Annotated in this window: 28 protein-coding genes, 2 pseudogenes and 1 riboswitch; of the genes and pseudogenes, 3 read left to right on the forward strand and 27 right to left on the reverse strand. The window is 53.2% G+C overall.

Going from position 1 to position 24,554, the window contains the following annotated elements:
- From QJ48_RS10715 to QJ48_RS10795, 17 genes and pseudogenes are all read right to left on the reverse strand, one after another.
- Nucleotides 1-1,106, reverse strand: a pseudogene (locus QJ48_RS10715) (transcription-repair coupling factor); the annotation flags it as partial.
- 192 nt (nucleotides 1,107-1,298) lie between these two features.
- A complete protein-coding gene (locus QJ48_RS10720) occupies nucleotides 1,299-1,529 on the reverse strand; it encodes an anti-sigma-F factor Fin family protein (RefSeq protein ID WP_010501715.1) in 231 nt (76 codons plus the stop codon).
- Between the two features lie 115 nt (nucleotides 1,530-1,644).
- Nucleotides 1,645-2,205, reverse strand: coding sequence for an aminoacyl-tRNA hydrolase (pth, locus tag QJ48_RS10725; RefSeq protein ID WP_054973607.1), 561 nt, complete (start codon nucleotides 2,203-2,205; stop codon nucleotides 1,645-1,647).
- 159 nt (nucleotides 2,206-2,364) lie between these two features.
- Nucleotides 2,365-2,982: a 50S ribosomal protein L25 gene (locus QJ48_RS10730; RefSeq protein ID WP_054973608.1), complete on the reverse strand. Its 618-nt coding sequence runs from the start codon at nucleotides 2,980-2,982 to the stop codon at nucleotides 2,365-2,367.
- Between the two features lie 123 nt (nucleotides 2,983-3,105).
- Nucleotides 3,106-4,497: a bifunctional UDP-N-acetylglucosamine diphosphorylase/glucosamine-1-phosphate N-acetyltransferase GlmU gene (glmU, locus tag QJ48_RS10735; protein ID WP_054973624.1), complete on the reverse strand. Its 1,392-nt coding sequence runs from the start codon at nucleotides 4,495-4,497 to the stop codon at nucleotides 3,106-3,108.
- A 136-nt stretch (nucleotides 4,498-4,633) separates the two neighbouring features.
- Entirely contained in the window at nucleotides 4,634-4,918 is a 285-nt protein-coding gene (gene spoVG / locus QJ48_RS10740) for a septation regulator SpoVG (protein ID WP_010501706.1), read from the reverse strand.
- A gap of 122 nt (nucleotides 4,919-5,040) precedes the next feature.
- The gene (locus tag QJ48_RS10745) at nucleotides 5,041-5,427 is read right to left on the reverse strand and encodes a RidA family protein (RefSeq protein WP_036690522.1); all 387 of its coding nucleotides are present in this window, start codon (nucleotides 5,425-5,427) and stop codon (nucleotides 5,041-5,043) included.
- 9 nt (nucleotides 5,428-5,436) lie between these two features.
- Complete coding sequence (purR, locus tag QJ48_RS10750; protein WP_025846823.1) at nucleotides 5,437-6,282, reverse strand: pur operon repressor; 846 nt, start codon at nucleotides 6,280-6,282, stop codon at nucleotides 5,437-5,439.
- A gap of 134 nt (nucleotides 6,283-6,416) precedes the next feature.
- Entirely contained in the window at nucleotides 6,417-7,271 is an 855-nt protein-coding gene (gene ispE / locus QJ48_RS10755; protein WP_036690525.1) for a 4-(cytidine 5'-diphospho)-2-C-methyl-D-erythritol kinase, read from the reverse strand.
- 311 nt (nucleotides 7,272-7,582) lie between these two features.
- A pseudogene (locus tag QJ48_RS36805) lies at nucleotides 7,583-7,762 on the reverse strand (small, acid-soluble spore protein, alpha/beta type); the annotation flags it as partial.
- A gap of 158 nt (nucleotides 7,763-7,920) precedes the next feature.
- Nucleotides 7,921-8,193: a biofilm formation stimulator Veg gene (veg, locus tag QJ48_RS10765; protein ID WP_010501694.1), complete on the reverse strand. Its 273-nt coding sequence runs from the start codon at nucleotides 8,191-8,193 to the stop codon at nucleotides 7,921-7,923.
- A 207-nt stretch (nucleotides 8,194-8,400) separates the two neighbouring features.
- Nucleotides 8,401-9,285 carry a sporulation peptidase YabG gene (yabG, locus tag QJ48_RS10770; protein WP_054973609.1) on the reverse strand — a complete coding sequence of 295 codons (885 nt, stop codon included), beginning with the start codon at nucleotides 9,283-9,285 and terminating at the stop codon, nucleotides 8,401-8,403.
- Between the two features lie 81 nt (nucleotides 9,286-9,366).
- Nucleotides 9,367-10,281, reverse strand: coding sequence for a 16S rRNA (adenine(1518)-N(6)/adenine(1519)-N(6))-dimethyltransferase RsmA (gene rsmA, locus QJ48_RS10775; protein WP_054973610.1), 915 nt, complete (start codon nucleotides 10,279-10,281; stop codon nucleotides 9,367-9,369).
- Nucleotides 10,278-10,832: a ribonuclease M5 gene (gene rnmV, locus QJ48_RS10780; RefSeq protein WP_054973611.1), complete on the reverse strand. Its 555-nt coding sequence runs from the start codon at nucleotides 10,830-10,832 to the stop codon at nucleotides 10,278-10,280. Before rnmV ends, rsmA begins: the two co-directional genes overlap by 4 nt.
- A gap of 108 nt (nucleotides 10,833-10,940) precedes the next feature.
- A complete protein-coding gene (locus QJ48_RS10785; protein ID WP_193394422.1) occupies nucleotides 10,941-12,032 on the reverse strand; it encodes a 3D domain-containing protein in 1,092 nt (363 codons plus the stop codon).
- Nucleotides 12,033-12,358: 326 nt separating this feature from the next.
- Nucleotides 12,359-12,549: riboswitch (cyclic di-AMP (ydaO/yuaA leader) on the reverse strand.
- Nucleotides 12,550-12,773: 224 nt separating this feature from the next.
- The gene (locus QJ48_RS10790; protein WP_054973613.1) at nucleotides 12,774-13,541 is read right to left on the reverse strand and encodes a TatD family hydrolase; all 768 of its coding nucleotides are present in this window, start codon (nucleotides 13,539-13,541) and stop codon (nucleotides 12,774-12,776) included.
- Nucleotides 13,542-13,589: 48 nt separating this feature from the next.
- Complete coding sequence (locus QJ48_RS10795; protein WP_054973614.1) at nucleotides 13,590-14,873, reverse strand: HD domain-containing protein; 1,284 nt, start codon at nucleotides 14,871-14,873, stop codon at nucleotides 13,590-13,592.
- A 383-nt stretch (nucleotides 14,874-15,256) separates the two neighbouring features.
- Here QJ48_RS10795 and QJ48_RS10800 point away from each other — a divergent pair, with 383 nt between their 5' ends.
- Nucleotides 15,257-15,511 carry an AbrB/MazE/SpoVT family DNA-binding domain-containing protein gene (locus tag QJ48_RS10800; RefSeq protein ID WP_010501678.1) on the forward strand — a complete coding sequence of 85 codons (255 nt, stop codon included), beginning with the start codon at nucleotides 15,257-15,259 and terminating at the stop codon, nucleotides 15,509-15,511.
- Nucleotides 15,512-15,737: 226 nt separating this feature from the next.
- Nucleotides 15,738-15,977: a hypothetical protein gene (locus tag QJ48_RS37435; protein ID WP_237762869.1), complete on the forward strand. Its 240-nt coding sequence runs from the start codon at nucleotides 15,738-15,740 to the stop codon at nucleotides 15,975-15,977.
- Nucleotides 15,978-16,225: 248 nt separating this feature from the next.
- On the opposite strand, the gene rsmI is transcribed toward QJ48_RS37435, so the two are convergent.
- The 10 genes from rsmI to QJ48_RS10855 form a co-directional block, all read right to left on the reverse strand.
- Nucleotides 16,226-17,119, reverse strand: a complete 894-nt coding sequence (gene rsmI, locus QJ48_RS10810) for a 16S rRNA (cytidine(1402)-2'-O)-methyltransferase (protein ID WP_193394423.1) — start codon at nucleotides 17,117-17,119, stop codon at nucleotides 16,226-16,228.
- A gap of 9 nt (nucleotides 17,120-17,128) precedes the next feature.
- Complete coding sequence (locus QJ48_RS10815; protein ID WP_054973616.1) at nucleotides 17,129-17,905, reverse strand: tRNA1(Val) (adenine(37)-N6)-methyltransferase; 777 nt, start codon at nucleotides 17,903-17,905, stop codon at nucleotides 17,129-17,131.
- A 90-nt stretch (nucleotides 17,906-17,995) separates the two neighbouring features.
- Nucleotides 17,996-18,352: a DNA replication initiation control protein YabA gene (gene yabA, locus QJ48_RS10820; RefSeq protein WP_054973617.1), complete on the reverse strand. Its 357-nt coding sequence runs from the start codon at nucleotides 18,350-18,352 to the stop codon at nucleotides 17,996-17,998.
- A gap of 42 nt (nucleotides 18,353-18,394) precedes the next feature.
- Nucleotides 18,395-19,198, reverse strand: coding sequence for a stage 0 sporulation family protein (locus tag QJ48_RS10825; protein WP_054973618.1), 804 nt, complete (start codon nucleotides 19,196-19,198; stop codon nucleotides 18,395-18,397).
- 2 nt (nucleotides 19,199-19,200) lie between these two features.
- Nucleotides 19,201-20,178, reverse strand: a complete 978-nt coding sequence (holB, locus tag QJ48_RS10830) for a DNA polymerase III subunit delta' (RefSeq protein WP_054973619.1) — start codon at nucleotides 20,176-20,178, stop codon at nucleotides 19,201-19,203.
- A gap of 36 nt (nucleotides 20,179-20,214) precedes the next feature.
- Nucleotides 20,215-20,661 carry a YaaR family protein gene (locus tag QJ48_RS10835; protein WP_054973620.1) on the reverse strand — a complete coding sequence of 149 codons (447 nt, stop codon included), beginning with the start codon at nucleotides 20,659-20,661 and terminating at the stop codon, nucleotides 20,215-20,217.
- A 17-nt stretch (nucleotides 20,662-20,678) separates the two neighbouring features.
- Nucleotides 20,679-21,008: a cyclic-di-AMP receptor gene (locus QJ48_RS10840; RefSeq protein ID WP_010501661.1), complete on the reverse strand. Its 330-nt coding sequence runs from the start codon at nucleotides 21,006-21,008 to the stop codon at nucleotides 20,679-20,681.
- 120 nt (nucleotides 21,009-21,128) lie between these two features.
- Nucleotides 21,129-21,773, reverse strand: a complete 645-nt coding sequence (gene tmk, locus QJ48_RS10845) for a dTMP kinase (protein WP_054973621.1) — start codon at nucleotides 21,771-21,773, stop codon at nucleotides 21,129-21,131.
- Between the two features lie 130 nt (nucleotides 21,774-21,903).
- Nucleotides 21,904-23,391: an aminotransferase class I/II-fold pyridoxal phosphate-dependent enzyme gene (locus tag QJ48_RS10850; protein WP_054973622.1), complete on the reverse strand. Its 1,488-nt coding sequence runs from the start codon at nucleotides 23,389-23,391 to the stop codon at nucleotides 21,904-21,906.
- A gap of 108 nt (nucleotides 23,392-23,499) precedes the next feature.
- The gene (locus tag QJ48_RS10855; protein ID WP_010501655.1) at nucleotides 23,500-23,697 is read right to left on the reverse strand and encodes a sigma factor G inhibitor Gin; all 198 of its coding nucleotides are present in this window, start codon (nucleotides 23,695-23,697) and stop codon (nucleotides 23,500-23,502) included.
- A gap of 180 nt (nucleotides 23,698-23,877) precedes the next feature.
- Between QJ48_RS10855 and QJ48_RS10860 the strand changes: the two genes are divergently transcribed.
- Nucleotides 23,878-24,429 (forward strand): hypothetical protein, encoded by a 552-nt coding sequence (locus tag QJ48_RS10860; RefSeq protein ID WP_054973623.1) that lies wholly within the window; start codon nucleotides 23,878-23,880, stop codon nucleotides 24,427-24,429.
- Nucleotides 24,430-24,554 lie beyond the last annotated feature (125 nt).

The following is a 24,554-nucleotide window of genomic DNA, read 5'->3' on the forward strand; positions in this document are numbered from 1 at the left end:
TGCCGCAGGAACAGCGACATGTACAAGGTCGGATACGGTCTGCGGTGCAGCAGCGTCTCGTACGGCTTCGACAGCACGAGCTGCGGAAGGCACTTGCCGTCCTGCAGAGACATGGTCATCCATTCGGCCTCGTCCTTCTCCAACTGCTTTGCCGTCTCGAGCAGCCGGGCCGGTTCGTCCACGATAAGAATGGAATCCTTGGGCATATAATCGAGCAGCGTCTGACGCTGCGGGAACAGCAAGGAAACGTATTTGAACATCCCTTGAAAATGCTGCCCCTCGCGAAGCAGCTCAATCTCGTGGCCGATCCCTTCAAGCAGCCGGTCCTTCGCCCCGCGATCCGACATTTTGCCGATCTGCTCCTGAAGCAGCTCATATGCATGCTGCGCCGCCGGTTGTAACCGTTTACGGTCGACTACGATTTCACGACAGGCCGTAATGACAAGCTCGGAGCATTTATGGATCGATCGCTGATCGGCCGGGTCGAACGTCCGAATCGAGTCCACCTCAATATCGAACAGCTCAATCCGGTACGGGTTCGGCGAAGTGAGCGGATAAAAATCGATAATGCCTCCGCGAACGCTCAGCTCTCCTTTGTTCTCGACACGCTCCACCCGTTCGTAGCCGAGCTCGACCATGCGGCCGATAAACGACTCCAGATCAAGCGTATCCCCGACGGCTACGCGAAGCCGGGCTTCCGCAATCGACGTCTGGTCCGGCAGCAGCCGCCGCATCCCGGCATACGGCACGATGACGATCCCGCGAAAGCTGTCCGCCAGCTTGGACAGCGCGTCGATCCGCTGCGCCAGCATTTCCGGGCTTGCAATGGCCGCTTCGGCTGCCAGAAGCTCCTGGGCCGGAAACAGCAGAACTTGGCCTTCCGGCACCAGCTCCGCCAAATCTTCGAACATCTTTTGCGCAGAAAACATATTGTGAGTCACGACAAATAGAGGCTGCTGCAGCTCCTCGTAAAGCGAAGCCAGCATCACCTGCCGCGAAGAACCGGTCAACCCGGCTATTAATTGTTCTCTCATCCCCGAACGTAGGCCGGACACGACGCTTTGAAAATCGTTGTCCGCGGAGAACGCCTGAATTAAAGCCTGCAAAACAGGACACCCCTCTCAACCGCGTAACACTAAAAAAGCCTAGAAGTCCCGTGAATAAGCAGCAGTGCGGGCGTCATCGCTTCTGAAGCAGCGAATCGGAAGGACGATCCGCCCGCGCAGCGGCCTCTTATTCACCGGACTTTAGGCCGATCCTCAACCAAAAAGCCGGATAGCCGAAAATGCGAACAACCCCTATTGCAGAGGATTCGCGAGGAGCGAGAGCTCCGGATTGGCATCCAGCGCTTCCTTGCAGTAATCGCAAACCACCTTGACGGTGACATCCCCATTCGGGTTATACGATATTATATCTCTCCGCTCCTCGGGGGTCAAGAAATGGAAACCGAGTTGAAACTCGCTCACTTCCCCCTGCCGGATTTCTCCGATTACGGTCTGACAATGACGACAAACATATTTCAGGGCCATTGGACTTCCTCCTCCCGCTTGCCTTGCCAAGCGCCGTTTTTACTTATTATGGCCGGGATGGGAGGAGATTAGCCTCTAGGCTAACGTTTTTTCTTGACGAAATGGATAATAGGGCTCAGCCGTTGAATTTGGCCATCGTCTTCTCGAACGGATGCTCCAAGATATGCTCCATGGCATCCACCGTCTTGTCGAGCACTCCGGGCATCTGCTGAAATTCTTCTTTGCTGAACGGGCTCAGCACGTAATCGGCGATGTCTCTGCCGGGCGCGGGCCGCGAAATGCCCATTCGAATGCGCTGAAACGATTGCGTGCCCAAGTGGGCGATAGCCGACTTGATCCCGTTATGCCCGCCCGCGCTTCCTTGGTAGCGCAGCCGGATTTGCCCGTAGGAAGTATCCAGATCGTCATAGACGACGATAAGGTCCTCGATGGCCGCTTTGTAAAAATCCATAAAAGCGCGGATCGATTCCCCCGACAAGTTCATGTACGTCTGCGGCTTCAGCAGATACACCTTCTGTCCCGCGACATGGCCTTCTCCCAGCAGTCCCTTGCATTTGCTTTGCGTTATTTTGATGCCGTGCTTATCGGCAAAACGGTCCAGCGCCATAAAACCGATATTATGCCGCGTCAATTCGTACTGCCGTCCCGGATTGCCGAGACCCACAAACCATTTCAACCTGACCTGCCCCTTTCAACGCCATGGGGTGAAACGATACCCTAAACTTATCATAACCGAAAAAAACGTCCCACGCCAATTTCGCGATAAGGGGCAGGTACAGCGTCCGCGGACATAAAGAAAAAGCGCATCGATCCAAACCGATACGCTCTCTCTAATTTATGCTTCAGCCTTCTCCGCCGTCTCGGCGGCATTCCCCTCGGGGGCTTCCGCTTCCGGCTCGGCTTCTTTCTGCGGCGTCAGGATCGTGGCGACCACGTCGTGCGCGTCCGTCTTCACCTCGACGCCCTCCGGCAGCTTGAGCTCGGATACGAGCATGCTTTGTCCGATTTCAAGCCCGCTGACATCGACTTCGATAGAAGCCGGGATCTGCTGCGGCAGGCAGCGGATCTCGATTTCGTGGTGCTGAATCTGCAGAATCCCGCCGACCTTAACCCCTTCAGGGTCTCCGATATATTCCAGCCGAACCGTCGTCTGGACCGGCTCGTCCATATTGATCTGATGAAAATCGACATGCAGCAGCTGGCGGCTCAGCGCATCCCGCTGCACTTCGTTGATCATGACCGGCTGCTTGCCAAATTGCGGAACGTCCAAGTCGATAACCGCATGCGGATTCGTCTTCAGCAGCGCAAGCAGTTCCTTCTGGTCGATGGCGATCGGCGTCTGCGTCACTTTTTTTCCGTAGACGACGCCGGGGACTTTTCCCTCGGCCCGCAGCCGGTTGCGGTCGCTTTTCGTCCGGCCTGTCCGTGCTTCCGCTTTGAGCGATGTAGCCATAAGAAAACCTCCTTCAATTTGGGTGAAGCCCTAGCTTCTTACTACTTTACCCAATTGAAGGAGGTTCGAAACATCACTGTATAGGATTAGCGGCAAGTTCCTTGCGATAAGTTCGCTCCGCTCTTACTTCTTCGCCTTCTTCGCCGCAAATTTGGTGCGAAGCTTGTCGGCGTAGCCCTGCTTGTTCACCTGACGTTCCCGGGCAATCGCCACGTCGCCGCCCCCGACTTCGTGCGTAATGGTAGAACCGGCCACGACATAGGCTCCCTTGCCGATTTTGACCGGAGCGATGAGGTTGACGTTGCTGCCGATAAACGCATCTTCCTCCACTTCGGTCAGCTGCTTGTTGAAGCCGTCATAGTTAACGGTAATCGCTCCGCAGCCGAAGTTGACGTTCCGGCCGATGACCGCATCGCCGACGTAGCTTAAATGCGACACCTTCACGTCGTCCGCAAGCTTGGCATTTTTGATTTCGACGAAATCGCCGATTTTCACGTTCTGGCCAAGGTCCGCTCCCGGCCGCAAATAAGCATATGGTCCTACGGACGATCCATCGCCGACGACCGCTTCCTGCAGAACAGAGTGCTTGATGGTGACGCCACTGCCGATCGAACTATCCATGATATCCGCTTGCGGTCCGATGACACAGTCTTCGCCGATCACCGTTTTCCCCCGAAGCACCGTTCCCGGCAGCACTATCGTATCCGCTCCGATCTGTACGTCCGCTTCAATATAGGTGCTTGCCGGATCGATCATCGTCACCCCGGCGAGCATATGACGGCGGTTAATCCGCTCGCGCATCGTTTGCTCCGCCACGGACAATTGCAGACGGTCATTCACGCCGAACGACTCTGCCTCGTCTTCCAGCACGTAGCCTTCGACAATCTGCCCCTGACCGACCAGAATGCCGATTACGTCCGTAATGTAGTATTCGTTCTGCGCATTGTCGTTTTTCACAAGCGCCAGCGCTTCGAACAGCTTCCGATTGTCGAAGCAGTAGGTGCCGACGTTCGTTTCCTTGACCAGGCGCTGCGCCTCGTTGCAGTCCTTCTGCTCCACGATCTGTGTCACGTACCCGCGCTCGTCCCGGATGATCCGCCCGTAGCCGGTAGGATCGTCCACAACCGCCGTCAGCAGCGTAGCCGCCGCGCCCTTCTCCCGGTGCAGCTTGATCATTCCTTCAAGGGTGCTGTCCGAAATCAGCGGCGTATCTCCGTAGATGACAATCGTCAAGCCGTCCTCCGCGGCCAACAGATCTTTGGCCTGAAGCACGGCGTGGCCTGTCCCAAGCTGCTGCTCCTGCAGCGCATACTCGACCCGGTCGCCCAAATACGCTTGAACGGCTTCCGCTCCGTGACCGACGACGACGACTGTGCGAGAAGCATGTATATTTTCCAATGCGGTGACCACATGATCGACCATTGGTTTACCGCATACCCTGTGCAGTACTTTATATAATTTCGATTTCATTCGTTTCCCCTGACCTGCTGCCAGTACGATCCCCATGATGTTCAAGTTTCGTCCATCCCCTTTGATCCAATGTATTGTTTTCTTTTTATGATACGGTTTCTGTCCGTGAAACGCCAGTCCCAATATATCCTGCCCGGTTATAAAAGAAAAGAGAGCCTTTTGGCCCTCTTCATAGATCGTATTAAGCTCCTTCTTCAATGACTTCCTCTTCCGTTGCGGCACGCTCATATTCCGCTAACACGGCCGCTTGAATTTTCTCGCGGGTTGAAGAGGAAATCGGGTGAGCGATATCTCTGAATTCTCCGTCCGGGGTCCGCTTGCTAGGCATGGCCACGAACATGCCGTTGTTACCGTCAATCACACGAATGTCATGGACTACAAATTCGTTATCGATGGTAATGGAAGCAATGGCTTTCATTCTGCCCTCGGAGTTCACCCTGCGAAGTCTGACGTCTGTAATTTGCACTTCTGATTCACCACCTTTTTCCATCTTGGAGACATGAACTATAAATTCCACATTTTAGGGCAAATTCCTGCTAAATCTCTAAAGTTTTTGAGCAATTTTATAAATACTTTATAAATTTGAAATTATTCGACACTTAACGCCGCAATAAGCTCGATTTCGACAAAAACGTCCTTCGGCAGTCGTGCAACTTCGACAGTTGAACGCGCCGGTTTGTGGTCTCCGAAGTAGGTTGCATAGATTTCATTCACCTGGGCGAACTGATTCATGTCTTTGATAAACACCGTTGCCTTGATCACGCTCTCGAATGTTGCCCCCGCTTCCTCCAATACCGCTTTCAAATTACGGAAGACTTGGTGCGTCTGCTCGGCAATGCCGCCTTCGACGATTTGGCCTTCGGGATTGAGCGGAATTTGACCGGAGGTAAATAACAGATTGCCGAATTTGATCGCTTGTGAATAAGGACCGATAGCGGCAGGCGCCCGGTCCGTAGAGATACGTTCTAATGTCATATGCATTTGTCACTCCTCAATTAGATTAGAAACCTCTTCTTGAAAATAGTTGCCCGGCTCGGCCGTAATCTGCCGTGTCTTCGGGTCGACGGCGGACAGCTTGGCAAGCGAGACGTAATCCTCGACCAAATGCTCTTCGACTTCGCCCGACTCGACGAATACGCCGACGCCTTTGACCGTGGCTTTAAACTCCTGCAGCAAATCCATCATGCCGTGAATCGTTCCGCCCACCCGCATGAAATCGTCGATGATCAGCACCTTGGCTTCTTCCTTGAGCGCCCGTCTGGACAAAGACATCGTCTGGATGCGTTTGTTCGAACCGGATACGTAGTTGATGCTGACGGCGGAACCTTCCGTCACTTTATTGTCGCGGCGCACGATGACGACCGGCAGGTTCAAATAAGTAGCCGTGGCATAGGCCAGCGGGATGCCTTTCGTTTCCACCGTCATGACCACATCGATATCGTTCCCCGAAAAGGCGGAAGCGAACATTTTGCCGACTTCATTCAAAATCATCGGCTGCCCCATAATATCGGACATGTACAAATACCCGCCCGGCAGGATGCGTTCGGGCTGCTCCAACTGGCGGCACAACTGGGTGATGAATTGCAATGAATGCGATTTCGATACTTTCGGTATGAACTTGACGCCGCCGGCTGCACCAGCGAGCGTCTGAAGCTCCCCAAGGCCTTCCTCTTCAAACACTTCTTTAATGATGGCCAAATCTTCGCTGATGGACGATTTGGCGGAATTGTATCGGTCTGCGAATGTCGTCAAAGGAATCAGCGTATGGGGGCGGATCAGCAAGTATTGGGTCATCTCGACCAATCTTGCGCTTCTTTTTAATTTCTTCATGAGCGTTCCCCCTACACGTCGGATAAATAGCTATAAATCCGAATAATATATTGTGAATATACCATTTTTATACGTATTCATTCAAGCTGTCCATGCAAAAGATGATGACACAAACGTGACATTCATTGGCTCCTTTACGTAAGCAGGCGGACAGCGAACACATCCTTGCAAAATCCCCGCAGCCCGTTATAAATACGCGGGATTTTCGTTTCCTTGGACACAAGGCCGAACACCGTCGGACCGCTGCCCGACATGAGCACGCCTTCGGCGCCCAGCTTGATCATAACTTCCTTCAGCTGGCGCACTTCGGGATACAGGTCCAACGTCACTTCCTCCAGCACGTTGCCCAGCTCGCCGCACAGAAGATCGAACCGTTTCTCGCGAATCGCCCGAAGGACGCCTTCCGTCGACGGATGCTTCCGGATTCCGGCAGCGTTTAGCTTGCCGTATATTTCCGAGGTGGACACATTGATCGGAGGCTTGGCCAAAATGACCCAGCACTGAGGCGGCGATTCGATCGGCTCCAGCTTTTCTCCCCGACCGCGAGCAATAGCCGTCCCTCCCGTCACGCAAAAGGGCACGTCCGAGCCGAGCTCGGCTCCAAGCTTCTGCAGCTCGTCCGTTCCGATTCCGAGCCTCCACAGCCGGTTCAAGCCGCGCAGCGTCGCTGCCGCATCGCTGCTTCCTCCGGCCAGACCCGCGGCGACGGGAATCTTTTTGTCCAAATGAATATATACGCCCTGCTTTACGTCGTACCGGTCTTTAATGAGCCGGGCCGCCTGAAAGGCAAGGTTCTTTTCGTCGAGCGGGATATACCCGGCTTGGCTGGAGATAATGATCGTATCGCGCGGCAGCTCCTGCATCTCGATACGGTCCGCCAAATCGACCATGGTCATCACCATTTCGACCTCATGGTAACCGTCTTCACGCTTATGTAAAACATCCAGCGACAAATTGATTTTTGCCGGCGCTTTCTCAAACACTTTCATGTCGACACCTTCTTTGCACCTGTCTGTCATCCCGATAATCGAAGGCATGATGCCGTTCATCCTAATACTATACCAAAAGCGCTACAAAAAAAAGCTAAAGCTCCATAACGGGCGCTCTAGCTTGAGGATTCTCCGGAAATGAAGTTCCGCCCTTACGGCGCAAAGGAGGTGTAGCCCGTTTGAACCGGATTTGGGGCAATCGCATAAGCAGGCGGCAGCCCGGCGTAAGGCGGTTGACCGTAAGGCGTATAGGCTTGAGAAACAACCGGCGCCGGCTGGAATCCGACCGGTTCGCGTACCGGCGCAGCCGCCGATTGCTGGTTCGCCAAAGCCTGCTCGGCGATTTGGATCGCGCGCTTGACCATGTTGCCCGCATCCTTCGTACGAATGCCGCCCCAGCCTTCCCGCTGAACCGTCTCATAGAAGCCCAAATCTTTGGCCAGCTCGTATTTGAATGATTCCGACATGACGCCCCGACTTCTGCGTCCCATATCGCGTCCCCCCTCATAACTATGATGGTATCCGTACGATCTATTATGCGCCTGACGCAGCAGAATCATACGGTCCCGCAGTCTTTTCCAAGAAGAGGGGGAGCCTCGCCATCCATTAAAAAAACGGCTGACCGCAAGTACGGCCAACCGTTATGTATTTATTGATGTATCGTAATCCGTACTTCACCGTCATCGCCATGCACAGTAACTTCGACGGATTCTGTCAGGATGTCTGCGTAGCTGTAAGAAACGCGCTTGAATGCGTGCTGTTCCTGATCCAGCTTGACAATAAAAACGGAAGGGTAGGTTTCCTCCAATACACCGGATCGTTCGATTGTCTTACGGCGACCACCATTCGCTTTTAACATAATCTTCTGTCCGACATGAGGTTCCAAACTACGTTTGATCTCCAACAGCGCATTTTTTGCCATTGACCACTACCACCTCTTTCCTTAACGATTATAACGCAACGACAGTAGTATGTCAATTTAAGCCGAATATTATATCAGCCATACAAACCGGTTGTCAACGGAATTTTTCCTTAATGTGATGCGGTATTCCAAAAAAATGAGGGCATCCCGTTCACAAAATTGTAAAAAGTTGGCGTGCAAGGCAAAATAAAAAGCACCTTTCGGCGCTTATTTACGAATCGCATATTCAATTCGGGGAACGCCCCGGCGATAGCTCCCGCGGGATTCGATACCGCCCAGCCCTTCCAATCCGCTATGTGTCAACCCGATGACATCGACGATATTCACCGTATCCTTAATAGGGGTAAAAGCTACCTTGGCCGCGATGCACAAGGGATCGAGCGCGTGAATCAACACGCGGGCCGGCGAACTGGCATAATTGGCCCCGGCCTGCATCAGCGCCTCAAAATGCGACTGGCACGCTCCTGCGACGACCGTCAGGACATCGCGGTTTTTTTCGAACTGACGGGCCACGCGAACGGCATTGACGAAATTGTGCGAGTTTTTGTAGCTGGTCAGTTGGGTAATATCTCCATAGGTTCGCCCGCGCTGCTTCAGAAGCCCGTCGTGACCCGTAATCACGACGATATCCGGCTGCAGCTGGGGCAGCAGGCGGTAAAGCGCATCGGCCATATTCGCCTCCGCAACATAGTAGCCGTCCGCCGGAACGCGGAGCTCATTGTAGAGAAGCATGCATTTGCGCAAATAATTCGGGTCGCCGTCCAAATGCAGTACTTTGCCAGGCAATTCAAAGTAAGCCGGGCGCGGTTTGGAGGACTCCGCAGGCTCCGTGCCTTGCAATCCATCCGATTGTGTCTGCGGCGCCGCTCCGGCTCCCAACCGTCTCATGGCTTCCAGCCATTTGGGACGCATCGCCCCTATCGCTTCAAGGGGATCGATCTGCGGGGCCATCTCCAAATCCCGGAACGGGGCATCCGCTAGCAAGCGAAGTTCCACACCGCGTAATATGGCCTGCTGCTGCCGAAATTCCTGAATTTTGAATATAACGTCACCGCCATACGACTTCCGAGTGACCAGGTCTCCCTGCTTCATGGCTGCATCGCCTCCTCGACTATCGTATGGCGGATATGGGCAAATGGTGCAGGGACAACCGCCTACGATCGTCCGGGCCGGCTAGCCCTTCAACGCGGCGGCCAAATGCCGGCTCAGAACGCTGTATTCCTCGATCGACAGCGTCTCCCCGCGGCGTGAGGGCTCGATGCCGGCATTCCGGAGAATGCCTTCCAGCTGTCCTTTGGTCTCCTTCGTAAAATATCTGGCGGCCAGATTGTTATAAATCGTCTTGCGGCGCTGCACGAAGCTGGCTTGAACGACATCGAAGAAAAAGCTTTCGTCCTCCACTTCCACCGGCGGCCGCTCGCGCACCTTCAGCTTAATCACGGCGGAGTCGACGTTCGGCTGCGGGATAAATACGGTGTGGGGCACAATGGTGACGACTTCCGGCTCGCAGTAATACTGTACGGCGATGCTCAGGCTCCCGTAATCTTTACCCCCGGGCTTCGCCGCCATCCGGTCGGCGACTTCCTTCTGGATCATCACGACGATATGCTCCAGCGGAAGCTTTTCTTCCAGCAGCTTCATCACGATGGGAGTCGTTACGTAATACGGCAGGTTTGCCACGACGCTGACCTTCGAGACGTCGCGAAAAAGAGCCTCGAACAGCTCGCGAAGATCGGTTTTCAATACATCTCCGTGGACGACGGAAACGTGAGGATAAGGCTCGAGCGTTTCTTTCAGCATCGGCAGAAGCCGCTGGTCGATTTCGACCGCTACGACCCGTCCGGCCGTCTTGGCCAGCTGTTGGGTGAGCGCGCCAATCCCCGGTCCGATTTCCAAGGCCCCTTTGCCCGAGTCAAGCTCGGCGGCGGAGACGATTTTGGTTAAAATGTTTTGATCGATCAAAAAGTTTTGCCCCAGGCTTTTTTTGAGCGTGAAGCCGTACTTTTGAATGAGCTCCTTGGTCCGCTTCGGCGAAGCGATATCCTCGGCAGCTTGTCCGGACCGTTGTCCGCGATGTTCCGTCGTCATGAGCTCGCACCCTCTTCTTTATCCAAATGCCGCCGGGCCGCCTCGAACTCTTCGCGCGAAATTTGAAACATCCGGCAGCGGTTGTAGAACTGTTTGCCGTTGCAGTACCCGATCCCAAGCCGCTTCCCCATTTCAAGCCGTCTGGAAGCCGCTTCCGGATGGACAATGAGTCCCGCTTCGATCAGGTCTTCCCAAGCGATGGCGGATTCGCCCCTTTTCCCATCCGTCCGCACGTTCTCCAGCGCCTCGCGAATCGCTTCGACGGAGGCATTCTCGACGCCGATATCTCCACGGCTCGTTGCGGCTTCTTGCGTCAGGAAGGCATGCTTGCAGCCCGGTACTTCCTTGGCGATGATTTTACGGATACGCTCGCCTGCATGGTCCGGGTCCGTGAATACGATGACGCCGCGCCGTTCCTGAGCAAGCCGAATCCGCTTCAAAACGTCTTTGTTAATCGCGGAGCCGCCCGTCTCGATCGTTTCCGCTTCCACCGCCCGCTTAATGGCGACGGTATCGTCTTTTCCTTCCACAACGATGATTTCCTTGATCATTTCTTTAAGCCGTACCTTCTTTCATAAACAAGAGAAAAAGAAGAGGGACATTAACCGTACCTCTTCTTTCCGTTCTATATATGATGAGTCTGCCCTAATTGCGCATCCTTAATCGACCGACGGCTTTTTCGGCCCGATGACATACACCGTGGTGCCCTTCTTTGAACCGAAACGATTGGCGTAGTCACTGCTGTCAAAATAAACGTCGATCACATTCCCTTTCACCGCGCTGCCGGTATCTTCCGCTCGGCGGAAGCCGATTCCTTCGATATATACCCACCAGCCCATCGGAATTACTTTGGGGTCTACGGCAATTGTGCGACCTTCCATTACTTTCGTGCCTGAAGAAGTTACCCCGTACTGCGGATGCCCGCTGCTTTTTCCTGTCGAGTCGGCATCGGCCGAGTACGCTGTAAGCTTCACATTGTTAATCACTTGCTTGTATGCGAACTTAACCCCGTTTTTAGTCAATTCGTCGACGTTCGGCGAAGAAGCGGATAAAATAGTGACCGGATTTTTCGTTCCTACGGCTACGATTTTCTTGATGCTTTGCGCTTGCACCTGTTGATCGACGACATTCTCGGCGACGAGCGCCCCGTCCTCGAACAGCTTTTCCTTTTTCTTGAGCAGAATGCCCTCTTGCCCTTCTTGAACCACCTGTTCCTTGCCTTTGAGCAGCTGCGGCTCGTTCTTCTTCACCGTCTCAAACGGGATCGGTTCTTTCACTTCTTCGGTTTCTTTCTTTACGCGGACCACTTTGATCGGCGCGTTGTCGGCGACTTCCGTCGTCAAATCGGGGGTTACCTTATCGAGCTCGCCGAGCCCGATTTTTAAATCCGCCAGCGCGGTCTCCACCGTTTTCCCTGTCGTATAAACGGTCTTCGTCTCTCCATCTGCTGTCAACTGCACCGGCTTTGCCTTGTCGATCGTAATGCGATCTCCAGACTTTACCGAAGCTTGAAGGGAATGCGACACCCGGTCGTATTCTCCTACAGCAATGCCTTGCTCATCCAGTATGCGCTGTAGAACCCCTTGCCGGGTCTGGAACGTACGTTCTTGTCCGTCTACAACGACTGATACGCGCTTGGTGGCCGTACCGTGATACATCAGTAAGAACATGAAAGTCATAGCGAATGAAATGAGGGCAATAATCGATATCATACGCAAGTTTTCATGCTTCCATCGCAATGCGAAGGACATGCTGGATGATCGTCTTACATGGGGTTGCTCATGGTTCACAGCGCCCACTTGTTCGGTCCTCCTTAAAGCCCCGCCATCCGAGTGTTATGCATGATTTAATCTGACGCGACTATGGTAAAATGGTTTGATTGCCATTCCAACAATTTTATCTGCTGCCATCAGAACTACTTGCCTGCGGCGGCCACCTCCTTCAACTTGTGTTGGTTAAACCGGCTCCGGTTAATATCCCAAATGAACGGGAGAACACAAAAAAAGTCAGCGGAGAAGAGGAACCTTCCCGTGACTTTTTCATTTTGGCCAAAATGAAATAAAAGCTCACGACAATCGTTACCTCTCTCTGGACGCTTACGAGGTTAGCTGACGGATTCGGACTTGAGAGTCGCCCTACCCCAGTGCATGTTACCCATGCACGATGAGGATTCACCCCTAAAAAAACACCACAACGGTCAAAGCTGCGCCTTAACTGCCGCGATGTGGTTCCCCCGTTTCCCTTTCGGAAACTCAGCGATGTTGGATTTTGGTAATCGTTATGAAGTTATTATTGAGTTTACGATGGGAGCACCACAGTTGTAAAGTATACAAACTTCGAAAAAAAGGATGGTTTTGGATCAATTCCAGCCAATTGAAGCTAAATCAATCTCAAAAACCATCTTTCTCTTCACAAGTCGTATGTTTTTATATATTTTTCTTCGATTATCTCGATTCGAAAGAAAATCCGCTTGTTCGAATCTGTGTATTTATTCACGTTAAGCCAAAAAGCCGGCTCGCATTCGCTGTGGTGATTTCACACAATTCTTCCAAAGTTATCCCTTTAATTTCGGCAGCCGTCTCGGCGACCAGGCGCACATAAGAGGACTCATTTCGTTTTCCCCGATACGGGTGAGGAGCCAGATAAGGTGCATCGGTTTCGATCAATAAACGGTCGAGCGGCACCTTCTCGAGCACTTCCTTCGGCTGCTTCGCATTCTTGAACGTGACGGGACCGCCGAACGAAATATAGAAGTTCATGTCGAGGCACATCTTGGCCGTCTCCCAGCTGCCGGAGTAGCAATGCATGACCCCTCCGACCTCCGCTGCATTCTCTTCGCGAAGCGTCTGCACGACGTCATGATGCGCGTCGCGGTTATGGATCACGATCGGCAGGCCGACCTTCCTCGCAAGCCGAATTTGCTGGCGAAATACGCGGTCCTGCACGTCTTTGGGAGACGTATCCCAGTAATAATCCAGGCCGATTTCCCCAATGGCGACAACTTTCTCGTGTCCGCACAGCGATTCGATCCATTCGAGATCCTCCGGCGTCATGTCCTTCGCATCGGTCGGATGCCAGCCCACGGTCGAATAAATAAAATCGTACTGTTCCGCCAAAGCGATAGAGCTCGGGATCGTCTCCCGGTTAAAACCGACATTAACGATTCGACTGATTCCGTTTGCGCGAGCGCGCTCGATGACTTCCTGTCGATCTTCATCGAACTGCGGCGCATTCAAGTGTGCGTGTGTATCGGTTATCATCTTTTTCTCCTTATATTATGTTCTGGTTGTAAGAGCAGGTGATGACGGTTAAAGATCGAGCAGTTTTCGAAGATTTCTATCCAATTTATCGGCATGGTTCAAAAGCAGCTCCCGTGGGTAATACAAATGGTATTTTCCCATATGAATGCCGCTGATGGAGCGGACAATTTCCGATTTCCGCGATATTTCCGTCAGGGTATCCCGCGAGTCAAGCAGCAGAATAGGCAGCTTCTCATCCTGTTCGCCGGGCCTGTACACATCATACGATAGATCGGAAGGAAAATCGATGTCCAGGTAGTAGTCCGGATCGATGCCGAAGCTTCGCATTTGATCCCGGAGTTGCTCGATTTGCCGGGCGTCGATTTTCTCAAGCGTCACATACTTGAACAGCTGCCGCTGCAGAAACCGGGTACATAGGTCGGAAAGCACCGGGTCCTCTTCGAAGGACCATTGCATCAGTACCGTCTGCATGAACGCCTCGTCCATTAAAAAATGGTCGTGTACCGTCATTTTTTGACGGAACAGGTTCGGTAGCGGATGTAATAAGAAGCGGAAGGCAAAGCCTTCCTCATGAAGGTGCTTCGCTCTTTGAAAAATGTTGTGAAGCAATACTTCGGCGCTCCGGGTCACCGGATGAAAGTAGACCTGCCAATACATTTGGTACCGGGACATCAAGTAATCCTCCACCGCATGCATGCCGCTTTCCTTCACAACAATATGACCCTGATATGGGCGCATGACGCGCAGGATGCGTTCCAGATCGAATGTGCCGTAATTCACGCCGGTGAAATAGGCATCCCGCAGCAGGTAGTCCATCCGATCGGCATCAAGCTGGCTCGATACGAGGCTGACGACGATTTCCTGATTGTACGTTTTAGCGATCACGCCGGCCACCTGCTGTGGAAACGTAGGCGATACGCGGCGCAGGACCTGGTTCACTTCCGTGTCTCCGAGAACGATGCGGCATGACCATTCCTCGTGGTGCGTCCCGAACGTTTTCTCGATCGAATGAGAGAACGGGCCGTGCCCGACATCATGCAGCAGCGAAGCGCACAGGCACAGAAGCCGCTCCTCCCGCGGCCAGTCCTCGTACTTGTTGCGCTCGAACTGCGAAATGATTTTGCGGGTAACCTCGTAAACGCCGAGCGAGTGGGAAAACCGGCTGTGCTCCGCGCCGTGGAACGTCAGGAAGCAGGTGCCAAGCTGGCGAATTCGTCTGAGGCGTTGAAACTCCTTGGTGTTGATCAGGTCCCAGATCGTTTGGTCTTGGACGTAGATGTATTTGTGCACGGGATCCTTGAATACTTTTTCTTCTTGAAGGGGAGTGGTCATGAACATCCTCCTATCGGCTCCGGCTATTTATTCGACAATACTCTCGTAAAAAGAACATAAAATTTGTCGAAATATGTCGAATTCAAGCTTCCATTCTTGTGTTTTCTTTTTTTATATATACTTCAATCTTCTGGTGACAGACCCTTTCTTAGTACGATGTGTATTATAAAAAACAACGATTTTCTCGTTTTTGAACGTTTGTTTTTACTGAATTTTGCATAACCCACCTCGTATACCATAAAATAACAAGGAAAACTCATATTTTTTGGTTGACTATTTTGGGAATGGTTGGTATCATATGTGTAAAGAAATGTCGAAACATGACGATAAATCTTTTGAAACACTATACTTCATTATGTACTTCTTAGAGAGGGGAATTTTTTATGATGAAATCCACCGGTATTGTTAGAAAAGTAGATGAATTGGGTCGTGTCGTTATTCCGATCGAATTGCGCCGTACTTTAGGCATTGGCGAAAAAGACGCATTGGAAATTTACGTTGACGGCGAGCGCATCATGTTGAAGAAATATGAGCCAGCCTGTATCTTTTGCGGCAATGCTGAGAACGTTTCCTACTTCAAAGGAAAAATTGTTTGCCACGAATGCTTATCTGAAATGCCAATACCTGTGACAAAATAAAAAAAATAGGTTATAATAGAGATAGCACATTTTACTTTGGTAATTCTAACCTTTTTCATATCTCCTCTATATCCCTGATTCGTGGTTGTCCGAATCGGGGATTTTTTTTATGCGGAGGCTCCATCCCCCTAAGTGGCTTCCATCCCCCTAAATCCCCCTTCCTAAGGGGGACCCCAGGGGCCGCAGCCCCTGGACCCCGCAAGCGCTTCGACGCAGCTTGGGTGCAGTGAGCGCGTTCGTCTCCATGCGAACCCTGCGGGCTCGGCATGAAGACACGCTTCACGTCGGCGCTCTTACGAAGCAGTGCATGCGCACACGGCGGCGTTTGATTCTTCATACCTGCTACGACCCGCATCGAGGCAAGCCTCGACAGCTTTTGTTCGAGCAGAGCGGGACGCACTCGACAGCTCGTGCGTCGGAGAGCTCGCTGCTGAAGGAGCATCGCACAAAGGCGCTGATTACTTGAAAGACCACCGACGCCCGAGCACAACCACGATACTGCAAATGTGATACCACACAAGCGGAAGAGGCTCCGTTAACTTTCACCGTTCGTTATAACGCGCCCATGATACTTAGCTGCTCTCAGGACGCCTACGTTTCCTTCTCATCGATTCGCGCAACACAGATAAGTCTTATTACCCGATTTTGGCCATAGGCCTAACATCTTGTCTCTTCTATTATATAGGAGGCGCGGCTGTTGTAAACTATTTCCTTTTAGCTGCCCTGATGAAGCAGGTTATACAACTCGCGCTTCGGGACGCCGCGGTCTTGGGCGGCGCGGCGCAAAGCCTCTTTGTGGTCTAGGCCGTCAGCCTCATAGCGGGCGACATGCTCCGCAGGGGTTAAAGCGGCCCACCACAGGGCTTCGCCGGATGCCTCGGCTTCTTCCGGGCTGACGCCGCGGAGGATAAGCACGTACTCGCCTTGAGGCGGGTGCTCGTTCAGATGGTCCAGGCATTCGCGGATCGTGCCGCGGACGGCTTCCTCGTATTTCTTGGTCAGCTCGCGGACCAGGCATATTTCCCGGGTCTCGCCGATCGTTTCGGCCATCGCCGTCAGCGTCTTCACCAGGCGGTGTGGAGATTCGTAGCAGATTACCGTGCCGGGCCCCCGCTTCAAGGCGGTAAGCTCCCGTTCGAGGGGCCTTTTGTCCCGCGGCAGGAAGCCGACGAAGGTGAACCGCTCGGTCGGTAGCCCCGACACGATCAGCCCGGACAGTGCGGCGTTAGCTCCGGGAATAGGGATGACCGGGATATCCGCTTCGATGGCGAGGCGGACCAGATCCGCGCCCGGATCGCAGATCGCAGGCAGCCCGGCGTCGCTGACGAGTGCGATGGAATCGCCCTCCTGCATGAGCCGGATCAGCTCCGGGCCGCTGGCTTGCTTATTGTGCTCGTGGTAACTGACGAGCCGGGTCGAAATGTCGAAATGCGTGAGCAGCTTGCGCGTTTGCCGGGTGTCCTCGGCGGCGATCCACTGCACTTCGCCAAGCACCCGAACGGCACGGTAGGTCATGTCCTCCAGATTGCCGATTGGAGTTCCTACCAGATAAAGGCTGCCTTGACGACGGCTTTCGTTGGCATAGCTTTTTTGAACGTTCACGGACATCGATTCCTTCTATAATGAAGTATTGGACGGATCGGCGAGCGCAGCTCGGCGGCCGTAATAGACCTCCATCAGCTCATCCGTATATTCCGTTTCATTCTTGTAAACAATCAAGGGCGGAAGCATGCGAACCTCCGGTTTTCCGTCGCGAAGCGCTTCGATGAGCACCATATTCGCTTCCGCATCGGCCCGGGGATGAACGAACCGGATCCGTTTCGGCTCCAGCCGGTACTGCCGCATCGTGCAGCAAATATCGACCAAGCGGCTCGGCCGATGCACCATGGCGACTTTGCCGCCGCTGCGCACCAGCCGACTGCTTGCCCGCACCACATCCTCCAACGTGCAGAACAGCTCGTGCCGGGCGGCAGCTACGTGCTCATTTATGTTCTGATCCCCATTCGGGACAGGCAAATACGGAGGATTGACCGTCACCAAATCGAAGGCGCCGTTCCCCAGCTCGGCAGGTGACTCACGCAAATCACCATGCCGAATGTGGATTCGCTCCTCCAGCCCGTTCAGCTGCACGTTCCGCTGGGCCATATCCGCCAATCTGGCTTGAATTTCTACGCCCGTAATGTGCGCTTTCGTCCGGGTGGTCAGCAGCAGCGGAATGACGCCGTTGCCGGAGCACAGATCGACGATACGCCCTCTCGGCGGCACCGAGCAAAAGCGCGCAATCAGCACCGCATCCATCGAAAAGCTGAATACTTCGTCGCTCTGAATAATTCTTAAATCGTGCGTAAGCAAATCGTCGATTCGCTCCCGCTCATAGATCGGGACTCGTTCCAAGCGTATTCCTCTTTCTGCCGATTATTATGTACCATATCTAAACTCTTCAAAAAAAACCGTAGAAGAGTCATTCTCCTCTACGGCGCATCGTTATTTATTCAAAAATGACATGCAGAACAAGCAGTCGCCTTCCGTACGCAAATGCCCATAATAGACATTGCAAATGTGAAAGCCTTCGTGATAGATGCGTGCCAAATTGTCGTAGCCTTCACCGGTCGTTTCTTTCATCGAAACAGGGACGCTCGCGCCGGCTGCTTGAAGCACGGGCAGCATCGGTTCGGCATCTTTCTTCAGCAGCTTGCGCAGCTGCTGATTCTCGATACCCAGCCGCTTGTTCTCCTCCAGCAGCTCGATAATCTGCCGCTTGATGTCACCTAGCTCGGCATACAGCGTGCCCATCTGTTCTTCCATTTGATCGATTTGTACGAATATATCCCTTTTATCCACGCTTTTCTCTCACCTCAAGCTGCAGAAGCAGCGACTGGCTTTTTACTGCTGCTCCACTACATCATCCAAAGGAAGATCCATCACTTTTTTAATATCGAAAATTTGCACTTTCGCCGTACGCTCCCCGACATTCAGCGACACCACGCGTCCGTTGCCGAACGACGTAATGACCTCGCTGCCTACGCGGGGAAGATCGTCCTTGGCGCTTTCATAATTATCATGCTCATATTTGAGGCAGCACATTAATCGTCCGCACAATCCGGAAATTTTCGTCGGATTGAGCGACAGGTTCTGGTCCTTCGCCATCTTGATCGAAACCGGCTCGAAATCCCCCAGAAAGGAAGAGCAGCACAGGATACGTCCGCAAGGCCCGATGCCTCCAAGCATCTTGGCTTCGTCTCGTACGCCGATTTGGCGAAGCTCGATCCGCGTCCGGAAAATGCTGGCCAGATCCTTGACCAATTCCCGGAAATCGACACGGCCTTCGGCCGTAAAGTAAAAGATGATTTTGTTCCGGTCAAATGTATACTCAACGTCGACCAGCTTCATGCGCAACTGGTGATCCTTAATCTTATCCTGACAAATAGCAAACGCATTTTTGGCCGCTTGCTTGTTATCCTCAACAAGCTGTGCATCCTGCTGGTCCGCAATGCGGATGACCTTCTTCAGCGGAAGCACAACATCCGACTCGCCTACCGTCCTTCGGCCAATCACTACCCGGCCGTACTCCACTCCGCGCGCCGTTTCGACAATGACCGCACTGTCTTGATCGATCGGCAGATCGCTCGGATCGAAGTAATACACCTTGCCCGCCTTCTTGAAGCGGACACCTACCACGGAGAACAATCTTACACCCCCTTGAGCCGCATTAATATATGTTCCAGCGCGAGCTGGGGATTGGCATGGGACCGCAATCGTTTCTGCGTCTCCACCGCCTGCTCGAGGCAGGCAATCCAGTGCTCCATCGAATAAGACAACGCTTGCTGCGACATCCAGTCCAGTTGATCCGTGTAGACCAATTCTTCGCGGCTGCCGAGCTTGAGCTGCACCATATCTTTGAGCCACAAAATCAGCATATCCATGAAGCGCGGCAATTGTTCGGAAAACTCGCCCTTTGCCAGCTTCTGCTGAGCGGTCAGCATCGCGGACGGCAATCGGGACAAACTCTCTCTAGCTAATTGTATCACCAAATTTCGGAGTTCTGCAAACCCATTTCCTTGAATCAGCTCGCGCGCCGCCTCCGGTCCTGCGGCCAAATTCACCGCCGCTTGCACGAGCACGGGCGGATGTCCCTCCTGCAGAAGGAGCTCCTTCATGCCGCTTCGCCCCATTGGCAAAAAAGGAATCCACTGGGAGCGCGACCGAATGGTCGGCAGCAGGGCTTGTCCGTTATCCGTAATCAGAACCGCTACGACCTGCGAGGTCGGCTCCTCCAAAAATTTCAGCAGACTGTTCGCCGCCTGCACGGTCAGCTTATCCGCATCCTCCAGTATATACATTTTAATGTTAGAGGCCGAGGCGCGATAAGCAAACTGCTTTTGCAGCTCCCGAATCTGATCGATTTTGATGGAGGCGCCGTCCGGTACGATCCAATGCAGATCAGGATGGTTTCCATGCTCTACCTTGCGGCAATCCAGGCATTCCCCGCAGGCATCGTCCGGCAGCACCTTGCAATAGATAGCTTGGGCGAACGCCCGGGCCATCGCTCTCCGCCCGGTCCCAGGCGCCCCCGTAAATATATACGCGTGCGAAACTTTGTCGGTCCGAAGGCTGTTTTGCAGCATTCGTTTGACTCGCTCCTGCCCTGTAATCGCTTGAAAAGACATGACGGTCTGCATTTCCTTTCCAGATCGGCGGCTTCGCTAAAAAAATAAATTAATCAGCATTCCGCGAATTTCACCGATTTTTTGCAGCAGCTCGATGCGTCCCTGTTCGCTTTCCACCAGCTCGTCCGCCAGGCCGAGCAGCTCGGCATCGATTTCCTCCAGCAGTTTGTACCGCTTCGTCCGGCCTCTTCGGTCCCAGCCCCGCGTATCGCGAAGCTGAACTCCCCGCCGCGCCGTTTCCTCCAGAAACTGCTTCACGAGCAGCTTATACTGCCGGAGCTCGCGTACCGTCATCGACTTGGCCAGCCGTTGACCTTGCAGGTCAATTTGCTGCAGGATGCGCTGAAGCTGCTCCCGGGTTGCTCTTTCTTCCTGGTGCTGCATCGTATCGGAGAACGACATTTTTTGAAGCTGCTGGGATGACGTATTCTCACTGCGGACGACCTCATTGCCGAAAGGGCGCCAACCCGGGTTGATTTTCACTCGGCTCGACCTCGTTTCTAGAAATGTTCGAACCGCTCGACCGGAAGCACGAACACCGCCGCCCCGCCAACCTGAACTTCGACAGGGAAAGGAATATACGAATCCGTCGTTCCCCCCATCGGGGATACCGGGGTGACCATTTGCTCTCTGATTTTGCAGTTCGCTTTAATGACTTGCAGCGCTTCGTTGACACGCTCATCTTCCGTACCGATCATAAATGTCGTGTTTCCGGCGCGTAAGAACCCTCCCGTGCTCGCCAGCTTGGTTGCGCGAAAGCCCTCTTTGATCAGTGCGTTCGACAAACGGTTGCTGTCCTTATCCTGCACAACGGCGATAACCAATTTCATGCATCCAGCCTCCTTTGCCAAAGGAATGTTATCCGTCTACCTACCTTAATAATTAGACAAGCGGTTGAAAAATTCCTTCATTTATATATAAACATGTGTAGAAGGAATATATCTATTATATCATACTCGCTTGGGTAGCTTTTGGTTCAGCATTTGCCCAATATCTTCGAGCACCTCGTCCAGCTCCCGCTCCGCATCCACCCGTATGACACGCTCCGGGAATCGGCGGAGTACTTGCAAGTAACCTTCTCGCACTTTGTTGTGAAACGTCATCGACTCCAGGTCCAGGCGGTTCACTTCCCGTCCCTGATCGGCGCGAATCCGGCCCAGCCCGATCTCTGGACGAACGTCCATGAACACCGTCAAATCCGGCATCCAATCCCCGATCGCAAACCGGTTAATGGCAAACACCTCGTCCATGCCAAGCTCGCGCGCATACCCTTGGTACGCCAAGCTGCTGTCGATAAAACGATCGCATACGACGACCTTGCCGGCTTCCAGCGCAGGAATGACTTTCTCCGCCAAATGCTGCCGTCTCGCGGCCGCATACAATAGCGCTTCCGTACGCGGGTCCATCTCCGTATTGTTTCGGTCGAGAACGACCGAGCGAATCTGCTCGGCAATCGGAATGCCCCCGGGCTCCCGCGTGGATAGCACGTCGTACCCTCGCATCTTGACTTGCTCTAGGATGGCATGGATCGCAGACGTTTTGCCTGCGCCCTCTCCGCCCTCTACCGTTATAAAAAAGCCACGTTTCACATGCATGTCTCCTGTCCTGTAGTGACTCGGATAGCGGTTGCAATCCGTTTCTCCGCTCTATAGCGAGCTTCTTCTCTTGATGCCGTGCGAACAAACCGCCGCCTATTCAAAACTATTCGTGTATGCGCCTGTGCCTCTAAGGAATTACCTGCTGCGTTTCCAGCACCGGGACGGTGCCGCTGGCGGTCACGTCATGCCCGTGAAAACGCGATCCTAAGGCAGCCAGCCGCGTTAAATGCGCTGCCGTCCGTTCGGTAATCCGCTCTCCCGGATAAAGGACTGGAATGCCCGGAGGGTACGGCACGATCATCTCGGCAGCGATGCGGCCTGCGCATTCGCCTACGGGAACCGCTACCTTCGTCTCCGTCCCCTCGTGGATGGATTCCCAATCGAACGTTACCGGCTCGGATATCCGCTGCGCTGCGGCTTCGGTCTCCCATAATCCCGGCTTCGTCTCGCTTCCTTCGTCCCGTGTTTCTTCGTCTATCCGCTCCAGCGCTTCAATAAGCCGCTGCGCCGCTTCTTCGGTGCTCGCTAGGCTGAACGCAAGCAGAACATACGTCGGGTCTGCCAGCTCCGGGAAGCAGCCCTGCTGCTCCAGACGCTCCTTTAACGTAAAACCGTCGAGACAGCCGGACGCGTCGTACAGCGCCACCTTAAAAGGGTCCTGATGACTACCGACCTGAAGCATGCGTTCCGTCAAATCTCTTGTTTGCCACCGGCTATGTCCGTTTAGATGGGCTACTACCCTCCGAACAGCCGATAATCCCCGGTCTATCCGTTCCCCGCCCTCTTCCTGCAGCATCCGCCGGCTGAGGTCCAGGCTCGCCATAATCGGATAGGAAGGGCTTGAGCTTTGCACCATCGCAAGCGTCTTTCGGACGGCACCGCGATGAATTCGCGGGCCCTGCACGTGCAGCATCGCGCCCATTGTCATGGCCGTCAACATTTTGTGGGTGGACTGCACGACCGCATCCGCCCCGCAGCATAAGGCCGAGGCAGGCAGATCGGGGTGGAAACCGAAATGAGCCCCATGCGCCTCATCCACCAGCAGCACCTTCCCTCGACCATGCAGAAGGCCGGATATTGCCTTCAAATCGCTTGTAACGCCGTAATAGCTCGGATTGGTCACAAGCAGCCCCTTGGCCTCAGGGTAGCGATCCAGCGCCTGCTCGACATCCTCTGCAGCCACACCCATGCTCAGTCCGCTCTCCGGATCCCACAGCGGGGAGATAAATACCGCCTGCGCACCGGCGAGCATCAGTCCGTGAATGACGGATTTATGCGCATCCCGCTGCACCAGCAGCAAATCACCGCGGCGACAGGTTGCCAAGATCATCGCCAAATTTCCCGCCGTACTCCCGTTCACCAGAAAAAAAGTTTCATCCGCTCCAAAGCACGCTGCAGCTAAGGACTGGGCTTCTTTAATCGCCTCTTCCGGATGGTGAAGATCGTCCAGTCCCGCGATCTCCGTCCTATCGAGTAATAAGATCTGCCGGAAGTCTGACTCCGCTTCGGCATACCCTTGCGCTTCCGACTTATGACCGGGCACATGAAAGCTGAGCGCGCCCGATTCCCGATGGGCCGCCAATGCTTCGTACAGCGGCGCTCTATGCTGTGACACCTTGTTTCCTCATTTCAAAAACAATTTTAGCAGTATTGTACCAAACAAAAAAGCCCGCTTCCATCCCTGTCCGAGATAAAACGGAGCTTGCTTCCTTTCGCTTGCCGTTCAAGCATTCTTTTTATATAAAATTTGCTTCATCTGGTGTATGAAAAAAGGATACTTGGCATCGTTGACTTCCGTATGGACCATTTCATTCTCGCAATCCTCGCATATGAATTCGGATATGATTAGGATGCCGTTTTCTTTGGTTTGCCCGCAAATGATGCAGGATGGCGTGAAATCGTGCTGCAGCTCTTCGCTCATGTTCGATTCACCTCTACTCTTCTTTTCTAGCAGTATGCCCAATTCTCTTAAAACTCAAACCTTTCCGCGATATTTTTGTTGAAAATCCATGTTAGCCCGTGACAAACTCAACATTTTCCTGTACCCTACCGATATATGTAGTGAATTTTCATTTTGTTCATCAAGTGAGGATTGGGGCTTATGATGCCAAGAGACCGAACGTTGTCCAAAGAATCGACCATCTATACCTACCGTCTGCTTAAACGAGTACATTACAAGCCGCTCTTCTTTCAAGTATATTGGATTTTAACCGTTTGCACTTTTATTGGGGCTGCTATTGCGATGTCTATTGCGTCATTACCTACAGGGTTGATTGGTGTCCCGGTCGGAGTGATCGGTATACCGCTCGTCCAAACGTTTCTGCTTCGCCTCCTGCTCCGAACGAAGGTAAAGCATGCTCCTCTAGCCTGGAGCTGGTCCTATCGACTGCCCTGGTTCGGTTATGTGCCGGGTACGGACACGTATATCGCCATGACCAAAGTACGTCGGCTCCATTTCCATGTGCTGTGGATCGTCTTGGTCTTGCTGGGATGCCTCTATCCGTGGCTCTCGCCATCGCTCCTCGGCTTCCTGGTATTCGTTCATCTTTGGCTTTTGCTTCCACGCCTGGTTATCATTTTCCTTCTTCGCAAGCACAGTTTATCCGGCTATTTAAAAATAAATGAGAACGACTCGTCCTGCTATGCACAGTAGGACGAGTTTTTTTATAATCTCATATTAACACGAAAGACCCTTGCATCTCCAAACTTGGATCGCAAGGGTCTTATTATTCCCTGAAAACTGGATCGAAACAAAGCGTAAGTGAATCGTATTGGATA

Source organism: Paenibacillus sp. A3, assembly GCF_001399685.1.
GTDB lineage: Bacteria > Bacillota > Bacilli > Paenibacillales > NBRC-103111 > Paenibacillus_G.

What these genes read in the sequence shown, in the direction of transcription:
- QJ48_RS10855 (WP_010501655.1), bottom strand. Translation starts at nt 23,697, where the DNA reads ATGAGCGAAGAGCTGCAGCACGATTTCACGCCATCCTGCATCATTTGC.
- holB (WP_054973619.1), bottom strand. Translation starts at nt 20,178, where the DNA reads ATGTCTTTTCAAGCGATTACAGGGCAGGAGCGAGTCAAACGAATGCTG.
- QJ48_RS10790 (WP_054973613.1), bottom strand. Translation starts at nt 13,541, where the DNA reads ATGATAACCGATACACACGCACACTTGAATGCGCCGCAGTTCGATGAA.
- QJ48_RS10860 (WP_054973623.1), top strand. Translation starts at nt 23,878, where the DNA reads ATGATGCCAAGAGACCGAACGTTGTCCAAAGAATCGACCATCTATACC.
- QJ48_RS10720 (WP_010501715.1), bottom strand. Translation starts at nt 1,529, where the DNA reads ATGGCCCTGAAATATGTTTGTCGTCATTGTCAGACCGTAATCGGAGAA.
- rnmV (WP_054973611.1), bottom strand. Translation starts at nt 10,832, where the DNA reads ATGATCAAGGAAATCATCGTTGTGGAAGGAAAAGACGATACCGTCGCC.
- yabG (WP_054973609.1), bottom strand. Translation starts at nt 9,285, where the DNA reads ATGAAGCAGGGAGACCTGGTCACTCGGAAGTCGTATGGCGGTGACGTT.
- QJ48_RS10795 (WP_054973614.1), bottom strand. Translation starts at nt 14,873, where the DNA reads ATGACCACTCCCCTTCAAGAAGAAAAAGTATTCAAGGATCCCGTGCAC.
- QJ48_RS10800 (WP_010501678.1), top strand. Translation starts at nt 15,257, where the DNA reads ATGATGAAATCCACCGGTATTGTTAGAAAAGTAGATGAATTGGGTCGT.
- QJ48_RS10785 (WP_193394422.1), bottom strand. Translation starts at nt 12,032, where the DNA reads ATGTCCTTCGCATTGCGATGGAAGCATGAAAACTTGCGTATGATATCG.
- QJ48_RS10730 (WP_054973608.1), bottom strand. Translation starts at nt 2,982, where the DNA reads ATGGCTACATCGCTCAAAGCGGAAGCACGGACAGGCCGGACGAAAAGC.
- QJ48_RS10840 (WP_010501661.1), bottom strand. Translation starts at nt 21,008, where the DNA reads ATGAAATTGGTTATCGCCGTTGTGCAGGATAAGGACAGCAACCGTTTG.
- purR (WP_025846823.1), bottom strand. Translation starts at nt 6,282, where the DNA reads ATGAAGAAATTAAAAAGAAGCGCAAGATTGGTCGAGATGACCCAATAC.
- tmk (WP_054973621.1), bottom strand. Translation starts at nt 21,773, where the DNA reads ATGCATGTGAAACGTGGCTTTTTTATAACGGTAGAGGGCGGAGAGGGC.
- veg (WP_010501694.1), bottom strand. Translation starts at nt 8,193, where the DNA reads ATGGCAAAAAATGCGCTGTTGGAGATCAAACGTAGTTTGGAACCTCAT.
- QJ48_RS10745 (WP_036690522.1), bottom strand. Translation starts at nt 5,427, where the DNA reads ATGACATTAGAACGTATCTCTACGGACCGGGCGCCTGCCGCTATCGGT.
- rsmA (WP_054973610.1), bottom strand. Translation starts at nt 10,281, where the DNA reads ATGACGACGGAACATCGCGGACAACGGTCCGGACAAGCTGCCGAGGAT.
- ispE (WP_036690525.1), bottom strand. Translation starts at nt 7,271, where the DNA reads ATGAAAGTGTTTGAGAAAGCGCCGGCAAAAATCAATTTGTCGCTGGAT.
- rsmI (WP_193394423.1), bottom strand. Translation starts at nt 17,119, where the DNA reads ATGTCCGTGAACGTTCAAAAAAGCTATGCCAACGAAAGCCGTCGTCAA.